We start from the raw sequence: 9,708 nt of genomic DNA on the forward strand, positions 1-9,708 counted from the left end.
CATGCTCGCCGCATCACACCGTCGTACAGGAGGTTCGATGCCGACGTATCTGTCGCCGGGCGTCTACGTGGAGGAGGTGTCCTCCGGGTCGAGGCCGATCGAGGCGGTCGGGACGGCCGTCGCCGCGTTCGTCGGCTTCGCCGAGAAGGGACCGGTCGACGAGCCCACCCTGATCACCAACTGGTCGCAGTACACCAGGGTGTTCGGCGGGTTCGTGGCCGGCGCGTTCCTGCCGCTGTCGGTGTACGGCTACTTCCTCAACGGGGGCGGCTCGGCGTACGTGGTCCGGGTGGGTGGCACCCACGACGGCGACGCCGGACCGGCGGGCGGGGACGGGACGTACGCCACCGCGGCCGTGCCGGCGGGCGGCGACAACGGGAAGGTCTCCTTCACCGTCCGGGCCGCCCTGCCCGGCGCGCCCGGCCAGGACCTCTCGGTCGAGGTCACCGACGCCTCCGAGGGCGGTGACGACGCCTTCAAGCTGGTGGTGAAGCAGGCCGGCAAGCCGGTCGAGACGCTGGACAACCTGACCACCCGCCGGGGTTCCGGCAACGTGGTCACCGCCGTGAAGCAGCAGTCCAAGCTGATCCAGATCGAGGAGGTCAAGGGGGCCACGCTCGCCCCGCCCCGCCGCGGCACCGAGGTCACCCTGGCCGCGCCGGCCCTGCCGGCCACCACCGACGGTGAGCTGCGGGTACGCGCCGAGGACTACGTCGGCGACGTCAGCGACCGGACCGGTTTCGCCGGGCTGGAGGCGATCGAGGACGTCACCATGCTCAGCGTGCCCGACCTGGCCGCCGCCTACCAGCGGGGAGCCATCGACGACGAGGCGTTCAAGGCCGTCCAGCTCGCGATGATCGCGCACTGCGAGCTGATGGGCGACCGGGTGGCGATCCTCGACCCGCCGCCCGGCCTGCACCCGCAGCGGCTCAAGGAATGGCGGCAGGACGTCGCCGGCTACGACTCGAAGTACGCCACCCTCTACTGGCCCTGGGTGAAGGTGATGGACCCGGCCCAGGGGCGGGCGGTGTTCATGCCGCCCAGCGGCCACGTCGCCGGGGTGTGGGCCCGCAACGACGACACCCGGGGCGTGCACAAGGCCCCGGCCAACGAGATCATCCGGGGCGCGCTGGCCCTGGAGAGCGGCCTCACCAAGGGCGAACACGACCAGCTCAACCCGATCGGGGTCAACTGCATCCGGGCCTTCCCCGGGCAGGGCATCCGGATCTGGGGGGCCCGGACCCTCTCCAGCGACGCCGAGTGGCGTTACCTCAACGTCCGGCGGCTGTTCAACTGGATCGAGAAGTCGATCCTGCTGGGCACCAACTGGGTGGTCTTCGAACCCAACGACCCCCGCCTCTGGGACGCGGTACGCCGGGTCATCACGATGTTCCTCCGCCGGGTCTGGCGCAGCGGTGCCCTGATGGGGGACACCTGGTCGGAGGCGTTCTTCGTCAAGTGCGACGCGGAGAACAACCCGCCGGAGAACCTGGACGCCGGAATCCTCACCGTCGACATCGGCATCGCCCCGGTCAAGCCGGCCGAGTTCGTGGTGTTCCGGCTCTCCCAGCTCTCCCAGGGCGCGGGCGACAACTGACCCGATCGACGTCGGGCGACAACGTACCCGGTCGACGTCGATCGGCCCGGGTGACGGCGGGCGACCTCGGCGGGACCCCCGCCGTCGGCATCGGCGGACCTGAGCGACTTCGAGACGAGGAGGGACGGGCGTGGCCGGACAGGGCACCCAGGACCCGAAGCAGAACACCCAGATCATCAGCGCCGCCGTGTTCCGGCTGGAGGTGCCGGGCATGTCGGCGATCAACTTCGCCGAACTGGTCGGCATCAGCAGCGAGGTGGAGAACGCGGAGTACCTGGCCGCCGGCCCCACCGGGCCGATCTTCTCCCGGCACTTCGGGCGGACCAAGCCGCCGACGGTCACCCTCAAGCGGGGGCTGGACCTCAACGGCGACCTGTGGCTCTGGCACCAGAAGGTACGCAACCTGATGTACGACGCGTACCGGGACTGTGCGCTGAAGCTCTACGGACCCGGCGACGACCTCAACGGCGACGCCCGGTTGACGTACATGATGACCAACGCCTGGCCGTCCAAGGTGGAGGTGAGCGGGGTCAAGGCCGGCGCGACCGACATCGTGTACCAGACGGTCACGCTGATGTGTGACGACCTGTTCGACTTCAATGCGCGGATCTGACCTCGCCGGGCCCGCCGTCGGACCGGCGGCGGGCCTGCGTACCGAGTACCCGTTCGTGCTGCCCCGTGGCCTGGTCGACGACCGGGGCGGGGTGCACCGGGAGGGCGTGATGCGGCTCGCCACCGCCCGCGACGAGATCAACCCCCAGGGCGATCCCCGGGTACGGCAGAACCCGGCGTTCCTCACCGTGCTGCTGCTGGCCCAGACGGTCACCCGGATCGGCACGGTACGGGTGGTCGAACCGGCGGTGATCGAGCGGCTGTTCGCCTCCGACCTGGCTTTCCTCCAGGACCTGTACCGCCGGATCAACCAGCAGGGCCACACCGAGGCGGAGGTCGCCTGCCCGCACTGCGGGGGCCAGTTCGCGGTGGACCTGGCAGGGGCCGCGTAGACCGAGCTGACGGCCCGGCCGTGCCCCCACGGGAACCCCCCGACGGAATGCGGGGGCCGCCGACGTTGCCGCACCAGTCGTACCCGATCTGACGAAGGAGGTGGGTCATGGCCTGGCCGCTCCGGCTCCGCCGGCCGTTCCGGTCACCTCGCGCGACGACCGGGCCGACCGCCCCACCCACCCCGACCGAGTGGTCGTCGTCGGCGGGATCGTCGTGGGCCGAACCGGTGGTCGGCGCGGCGGCCGGGCCGATGGTCGGGGCACGGGCCACCGTGGGGCCCGGTGGCGGCTGGGCCACCGGCCGCGACCTGGCCGGGTCGGTGCCCCCGCTGACCGTCGCCCCGTTGCCGGCCATGGTCACCGTCGGCCCACCCCGGATCACGGCGGCGGAGGCGCTGCTGACGGCACCGACCGTCCCGGACCCCGGCCCGGCATTCCGGGGCCGACCCGCCGGCCCGGCCGCCGGTCCTTCGGGAACGGTGGGACGCCGTGCCGAGCCCCAGGCCACCATCCGCGTCCTACCGGTGGTCACCCCGTCGGTCCCCGACCGGGCCACGCTGACCACGACCGGCCGGGACGCCGTCGGCGCACCCCGACCGTCCGAGGCCGCATCCCCGACCCCCGACCCAGCCACCGCCCGCCCAGCCAAGCCCGACCCAGCCACCCCCGACCCAGCCACCCCCGACCCAGCCACCGCTGACCGGGCCGCCATTGACCGGGCCACCCCCGACGCACCCGATGCGGCATCCGACGCGGCGGCCCGGTCCGCCGCCCGGTTCGCCGCCGCCGGCCTGCCCACCGCCGAGGTCTGGCCGCCGCCCGGGTTCGAGGACGTCTACCGGGCCGCGGAGATCACCCGGGCGGCGGAGGCGGCCTACGCGGCTGCCCGTACCCGTTCGGGTTCCGCGCCGGGGCGGGAACAAGGCGCGCCGTACCCCACCGACCGGTCGCCCGGCACCGCCGGATCTCCGCCCGCGTCACTACCCGGACCGTCAGACGACCCGTCGACCGGCCCGCTGGACGGGCTTTCGTCCGGCTCACTGGACGGCTTTCCGTCCGGTCCGCTGGACGGCCGGACGCTCCGCCCGGTCGAGGTGGTCTCCCGGGCCGCCCGGACGGCCCCGCCCCGCCCGGCGTCCGGGGTGGAACCAACCGTCGCCGCCGGACCGGGCGACAGCCCGTCGGCCACCGCCGGCCGTACCGACACCGACAGCGGGAACGGGAACGCCGCAGCCGAGCGGCTGGCCCCGGCCACCCCGAGGCGGCCCGCCGGCCCGGCGGGCGCGGGGGAGGGGCCGGCCGCGCTGTCACCGGCCCGGTTCCTGACCCGCCGGGCGGACACGCCGCCGGTGTCCACCGACACCCGGCCGGAGCCCACCCGGCCGGCGTCCGCCGAGCACCCCGGCGCGACGACCCGGGCCGGATCACCGGCCGGGCCGCCGGTCGGGGACACCGTTCCGGCGGTAGCGTCCGGGCCGGTCGACTCTCCCGGTCCGGTGGGGCTGCCGTGGCCGGTGGACTCCGTGCCGGACGCGCTGCCGCCGACGCAGGTACGAGGCTCGCTGGCCGCCGCCGTACCGGTGGAATCCACCACCCGACGACCGGCCCACGTCCCTGAGCCTGTCCACGTCCCTGAGCCTGTCCACGTCCCTGAGTCGGTCCACCTCCACGAGTCGGGCCACGCCCCTGAGTCTGCGGGCGTCCCGGTCGACGATCCGCTGTCGCTCCCGCCGGCCGGTGTCGCCGGCCCCGGGCAGCCCGGGACGGTCGGGGCGACGACGACCACGGGCGCGCCCACCCCTGGAGCTTCCGCCCCGTCCGCGCGGTACCCGGCACCCCCGGCCGGGCCGGCCACCGGTACGCCGGTGGTAGCGGACCCGTGGCCGGCGCCGGTATCCGTCAGCGGACCGGTGCCGGTCACGGCCGGTCGGGCCGCCCCGACGGCCGAGCCGTCCACGATGGGGACACCGCCGGCCGGTCCGTCGGGTCGACCGCCGGCCGTGCCACTGCGGCACCGGGCCGACCTGTCCGACCTACCGGAGCGGGCCGCGCCGCCGGCGTCATCCCCACCGGCTCCACCCGGGATGCCCGTCCCGACCATGCTGTCCGCCCCGACCATGCTTCCCGAGCCGGCGGTACCGTCCGTCCCGGCCGGACTGCTCGTCGCCGGGCAGCCGGAACCGGTGCCTGCCGCGCTGGTGGCCGGCTTCCGGCACCGGTACGGGGTGGACGTCTCGGACGTACCGGTGCGGCGCGACCCGGCGGCCACCCTCGAGGTACGCCAGGCCGGTGCCCGCGCCGCGACCCGCGACGGCGAGGTGCTGCTGCCGGCGGACGCCGGTCCGCTCGACGCGCCACCGGTACGGGCGTTGCTGGCCCACGAACTGGCCCACGTGGTGCAGCAGCGGGTGCTCGGTGCCACGCCCCCGGCCGAGTCGACCGCCGTCGGGCGGGACCTGGAGGCCCGTGCCCTGGCCGCCGAGTACGCCTTCGGCGACGGTTCGCAGCCGGCCGGCCTGGGCGCGGCGGTGCCCCCGCTGCCCCTGGTGGCCCCCGGGAGCCCCGGCCTGTCCGGTGGCCCGTCCGCTGGCCCGGCTGCGCCGGTGGCCGGCCGGCCGGCCGCTCCGCCGACTCCGCCGACGGCCGGCCCGCTCGGTACGACCGGTCCGAGCGGCCCCATCGGCGCGGCCGGAGCGGCCAGCCCGGTCAGCCCCATCAGCACGGCCGGTCCGGTCGGCACCTGGGGGACCACCCCGGGCGGCGGCCTGACCTGGCGGGCCGACCCCGGCCGGGCCACCCCGGGCGGTCCGGCGGCGGCGACGTCGACCGGTCCGGGCGGTTCGTTGCCGGGCGCTGCGCCCCTGCCGGGCGGCCCGGCGGCTCCGACCGGGCAGCCACTGCAACGGGCTCCGGCGGGCGGCTCCGTCGACGCCCTGGCCGACCTGCGTGAGCTGGTCCGGGCCGAGGTGGCCCGGCAGGAGGACCCGCAGTCGGACGGGCCGGCCGGGCCGGACCTGGACCCGGCGTCGGCGCTGGCCGTGCTGCGGGCCGAGGTGGCCGCCGCGACCAGCCCACCCGCCGTCGACCGGGACAGTGGCCGGCTGGCCGAGGTACGTGGCGCGGTGGAGCAGCTCCGCGGTGAACTGCGGACCGCGAGCGGCCGGGAGGAAGCGCTGGTGGCCCGCCTCGACCGGGACGCCGCCGAGGTGCGTGCCCTGGTCCGGGACCGGCTGCCGACCCGGTCCGTCGACCTGGACAGCCCCGCCGACCTGGAGGAACTGGCCGCTCGCCTGTACGGGCGGTTGCGCGGTCGGCTCCGGCAGGAACTCCTGGTCGACCGGGAACGCAGCGGACGACTGACCGGCTTCGGCTGATCCGGGCCGACCAGCCGAGCACCCCGACGGGCACCCCGACGGGCACGCGGACGGCGAGCAGACGGACGGCGACGACCAGGCAGACGGCGAACAGGCAGACGGCGACGAGCAGGAGGAGGACGACAACGATGGCGGGCGGTCTCTCCACCGGGGCCCGGTTCATGGGCGGCTTCTTCGAGGTCACCGGGGTCAATCACCGGTACCTGGTGGTCATCGACGACGAGCGGTACAACCTCGGCTCCTGGTCGCGGGTGTCCGGGCTGGGCGTGACCTGGCAGGTCTGCGAGTACCGGGCCGGGGACAGCAACGACGTCTTCAGCTACGTGGGCACCCCGAACTACAGCCGGATCCGGCTCAGCCGGGCGGTCTGCTTCGACTCGCAGGTGGTCCAGGAGTGGCTCTGCCAGCAGGCCCGGCGGTACCGGCCGCTCAGCGGCAGCATCCAGCTCGTCGACAGTCTCGGACTCAAGATCGTCGGTTGGGAGCTGAAGCACTTCTTCCCGGTCGGCTGGTCGGTGTCCGAACTCGACCCGAGCCGCGCCGGGGTGGCCGTGGAGACCCTCGAACTGGCCCACACCGGATTCCTCGACGACGACGTCTCCTTCTCCCTCTGACCCGACGAACTCTCCCTCTGACCCGGCGCATCCCGAGAAAGGACAGCGATGGCGATCTCCGCAGGGCAGCTCGGCGGGATGCTGGGCGACCCGAACCAGACCGCGCAGGGGCTGGCCTCCGGCGGTCTGGCCCAGCTGTTCCGCAGCGGGCCGGGCGTACGGCGGACCGACAAGCTCGGCCTCGCCATGCGGTTCCAGGTGACCATCGGCGACGTCAAGCTCGGGCTGTGGCGGTCCTGCCGGGGGCTGCGGGCCGACTTCAAGCCCGAGGTGGTCCGGGTGACCGGGGACTACGTCGGCCAGTACCACCTGCCGGGCGAGGTGAGCTACCCGCCGGTGGTGCTGGAACGGGCCGTGCACCGGGAACACTCGGCGCAGTTGCAGCAGTGGCTGGTCGGCGTGCTGCGGTCCTGGCAGGACGGCACCGGCGACGACACCCGCACCACCGCCCGGATCACCCTGCTCGACGCTGACGGCGAACCCGTCAACAGTTGGCTGCTGTACGGGGTACGGCCGTCCTCGTGGACCGGGCCGGACCTGGCCGCCGACACCAACCAGGTGGCGGTGGAACGCCTGGAGCTGGTACACGAGGGTTTCTTCCCCGACCTCCAGGCCCGGGCGGAGACCGCCGAGCTGTCCGAGCCGACCATCGGCACCGTCTCGTTCGCGTACAACCCGGCGAAGATGACCATTACCCGGTCCTCCCGACCCAGCCAGTTGATCGGGCAGGGCCGGGGCGTGGTGCTCGCCTCCGACGACGCGCTGCGGGTGATGGCCGGTGAGGTGCTGCTGGTCGGCGCGGGCGTGGCCGGGGACGTGCAGAAGCTGATCGCGTTCTCCGGCCAGCAGGCGGGCAACGGCGGCGGTGGCCCGGACGCCCGGCAGGACGTGCTGCCCAAGCTCACCTTCACCTGGGGCAAGCTGTCCATGACGGTCAACCTGAGCACCCTGAACGTCAACCTCACCCGGTTCGACGGGCAGGGCCAGCCGGTCCGCGCCCAGGCCACCCTCGACCTGGTCGTGATCGAGGGGGAGATCTTCCCGAGGACCCCCGGCGCGCCGGTGCCGCCCCGTACGGTACGGACCGATCCGGCGCAGTGGCGGCAGCGCGCGGCGGCCAGCGGCATCGACGACCCGATGCGGGCCCAGGCCAGGGGCGCGTCCGTCGGGGCCCGGCGGTGAGCGGGGCGGCCGGCGTGGACCGGCAGCACCTGCTCTGGGGTACGGCCGTGCTGCGGCCCCGGGTCACCACCGGCACCGCCGGCCGGGACCTGCCGGACCCGGTCGCCGCGCACCTGGTCCGGGTGGTGGTGGACACCCAACTGGCCCTGCCCGACATGTTCGAACTGACCTTCGTCGACGTGGACGGCGACCTGCTCACCCGGGCCGGTCTCCAGCTCGGCACGGCGGTGCAGGTCTTCGGCCCCAGCCAGGACGGCACCGCCGAGCACCGGCTGATCAGCGGCGAGGTGACCGCCCTGGAGGGACGCTTCGTCGACCTGGCCGCGTACGTGGTGGTGCGTGGCTACACCCACGACCACCGGCTGCACCGGGTCCGGCGGACCCGGACCTTCCTCAACCAGTCCGACGCGGACATCGCCCGCCAGGTCGCCTCCGCCGCCAAGCTGACCGTCGGTACCGTCGACGCCACCGGCGGCAAACACGCCCACCTGTCCCAGGTCGACCAGACCGACTGGGAGTTCCTCGCCGGCCGGGCCCGGGAGATCGGGTACGAGCTGGGGGCCGACGGCGACCGGTTCCACTTCCGCCGGGCCGCCACCGCGCGGGCGGGCGGCAACGCGCTGCCGTTGACGTTCCGGGGCAACCTGCGCCGGTTCCTGCCCCGGGTCACCGCCGGCAACCTCGCCCCCGAGGTCGAGGTACGTACCTGGGACCCGGTGGCGGCGACCGTGGTGGCGAGCCGGACCGAGACCACCGCCGACGGGGTGAGCCTGGGTGCCGGCCGCACCCCGGTCGCCGCCGCCGACCCGTTCGTGCCCCGGGCCGCACCGGCCCCGCCCCGCCCCGGCGACAGCGCCGTCGGTGACGTGGGACCGGCCCCCGGCCCCCGGGCGCACGTCCTGGTCGGCCGGGGTCTGCCGGTACCCAACCGGGCCGACGACGCGGTCCGGCAGGTGGCGGCGAGCCTCGCGGCCAGCGTCGGCGGTTCGTTCGCCGAGGCCGAGGGGGAGACGCTGGGCGACGCCCGGCTGGTCGCCGGCCGGGCGGTCCGGGTCGACGGGGTGCCGGCGCCGTTCGCCGGCACCTGGACGGTCAGCGCCGCCCGGCACGTCTTCGACGAGACCACCGGCCCGGGGTACCGGACCGAGTTCACCGTCGGCGGTCGCCAGGACCGCTCACTGCTCGGGCTGGCGGGCACGACCGACGGGACCGGGGGCGACCCGGGCCGGCCCGGGTCGACGGGGTGGTCTGCGGGGTGGTCAGCAACGTCAAGGACCCGCAGGAACTGGGCCGCGTCAAGCTGGCCCTGCCCTGGCTGTCGCCCGACCACGAGACCGACTGGGCTCCGGTCGGGCAGTTGTTCGCCGGCCCGGCCGCCGGCGCGTTCTTCGTACCCGAGCCGGGTGACCAGGTGCTGGTCGCCTTCGAGTTCGGTGACGTCCGCCGCCCGTACGTGCTGGGCAGCCTGCCCAGCCGGCACACCGGGTACGGCCTGGACGGCTCGTCCGGAAAGCCGGGCGCGGCGGGGGTCAAGTCGGTCGGGCAGACCAGCTCGGTGATCCGGCGCGGCCTGCTCTCCCCGTCCGGCAACCGGCTGGTCTTCCACGACGAGGTGCCGCCCGGCGGCAAGGGCCAGCCCACCGCCGCCAACGTCGTCCTCGGCACCAAGGGCGACAAGCTCGCCCTCGCCCTGGACCAGGTGGCCGGCGAGGTGACCCTGCGCTGCGCGCCCGACAAACCCGGCAAGCTGCTGATCGAGTGCACCGGCCAGACCGCCGTGGAGATCAAGGCCGGGCCCGGCGGCAGCATGACCCTCGACGGCGGCACCAGCCTGAAGCTCAAGGCCAAGACGGTCGACATCGACGGTACGCAGATCAATATCAGCGGCACCGCGGCGACCGCCATCAAGGGCAAACCCATCCAGCTCAACTGAGGAG

At 74.6% G+C, this 9,708-nt stretch carries 7 protein-coding genes and 1 pseudogene; all 8 read left to right on the plus strand.

Translation table 11 applies throughout. From position 1 onward, the window contains the following. Nucleotides 1-37: 37 nt before the first annotated feature. The 8 genes and pseudogenes from PVK37_RS11745 to PVK37_RS11780 all read left to right on the plus strand — a co-directional run bounded on the left by PVK37_RS11745 (nt 38) and on the right by PVK37_RS11780 (nt 9,704). On the plus strand, nt 38-1,597 hold the full coding sequence (locus tag PVK37_RS11745; protein ID WP_275033896.1) for a phage tail sheath family protein: 1,560 nt from the start codon (nt 38-40) through the stop codon (nt 1,595-1,597). A 130-nt stretch (nt 1,598-1,727) separates the two neighbouring features. Next, nucleotides 1,728-2,210, plus strand: a complete 483-nt coding sequence (locus tag PVK37_RS11750) for a phage tail protein (protein WP_275033898.1) — start codon at nt 1,728-1,730, stop codon at nt 2,208-2,210. Continuing rightward, on the plus strand, nt 2,197-2,601 hold the full coding sequence (locus PVK37_RS11755; protein ID WP_275033899.1) for a hypothetical protein: 405 nt from the start codon (nt 2,197-2,199) through the stop codon (nt 2,599-2,601). The genes PVK37_RS11750 and PVK37_RS11755 overlap by 14 nt, the downstream gene beginning before the upstream one ends. A 107-nt stretch (nt 2,602-2,708) precedes the next feature. Further along, nucleotides 2,709-5,975, plus strand: a complete 3,267-nt coding sequence (locus PVK37_RS11760; protein WP_275033900.1) for an eCIS core domain-containing protein — start codon at nt 2,709-2,711, stop codon at nt 5,973-5,975. Nucleotides 5,976-6,103: 128 nt separating this feature from the next. Next, entirely contained in the window at nt 6,104-6,589 is a 486-nt protein-coding gene (locus tag PVK37_RS11765; protein WP_275033901.1) for a phage tail protein, read from the plus strand. A 48-nt stretch (nt 6,590-6,637) separates the two neighbouring features. Continuing rightward, nucleotides 6,638-7,771, plus strand: coding sequence for a phage tail protein (locus PVK37_RS11770; protein ID WP_275033902.1), 1,134 nt, complete (start codon nt 6,638-6,640; stop codon nt 7,769-7,771). Nucleotides 7,772-9,026: 1,255 nt separating this feature from the next. Beyond that, nucleotides 9,027-9,179 (plus strand): annotated as a pseudogene (locus PVK37_RS31865) (phage baseplate assembly protein V); the annotation flags it as partial. Nucleotides 9,180-9,326: 147 nt separating this feature from the next. After that, nucleotides 9,327-9,704 (plus strand): hypothetical protein, encoded by a 378-nt coding sequence (locus tag PVK37_RS11780; protein ID WP_275033905.1) that lies wholly within the window; start codon nt 9,327-9,329, stop codon nt 9,702-9,704. Nucleotides 9,705-9,708 lie beyond the last annotated feature (4 nt).

Source organism: Micromonospora cathayae, from assembly GCF_028993575.1.
Lineage (GTDB): Bacteria > Actinomycetota > Actinomycetes > Mycobacteriales > Micromonosporaceae > Micromonospora > Micromonospora cathayae.

What these genes read in the sequence shown, in the direction of transcription:
- PVK37_RS11745 (WP_275033896.1), top strand. Translation starts at nt 38, where the DNA reads ATGCCGACGTATCTGTCGCCGGGCGTCTACGTGGAGGAGGTGTCCTCC.
- PVK37_RS11755 (WP_275033899.1), top strand. Translation starts at nt 2,197, where the DNA reads ATGCGCGGATCTGACCTCGCCGGGCCCGCCGTCGGACCGGCGGCGGGC.
- PVK37_RS11760 (WP_275033900.1), top strand. Translation starts at nt 2,709, where the DNA reads ATGGCCTGGCCGCTCCGGCTCCGCCGGCCGTTCCGGTCACCTCGCGCG.
- PVK37_RS11765 (WP_275033901.1), top strand. Translation starts at nt 6,104, where the DNA reads ATGGCGGGCGGTCTCTCCACCGGGGCCCGGTTCATGGGCGGCTTCTTC.
- PVK37_RS11770 (WP_275033902.1), top strand. Translation starts at nt 6,638, where the DNA reads ATGGCGATCTCCGCAGGGCAGCTCGGCGGGATGCTGGGCGACCCGAAC.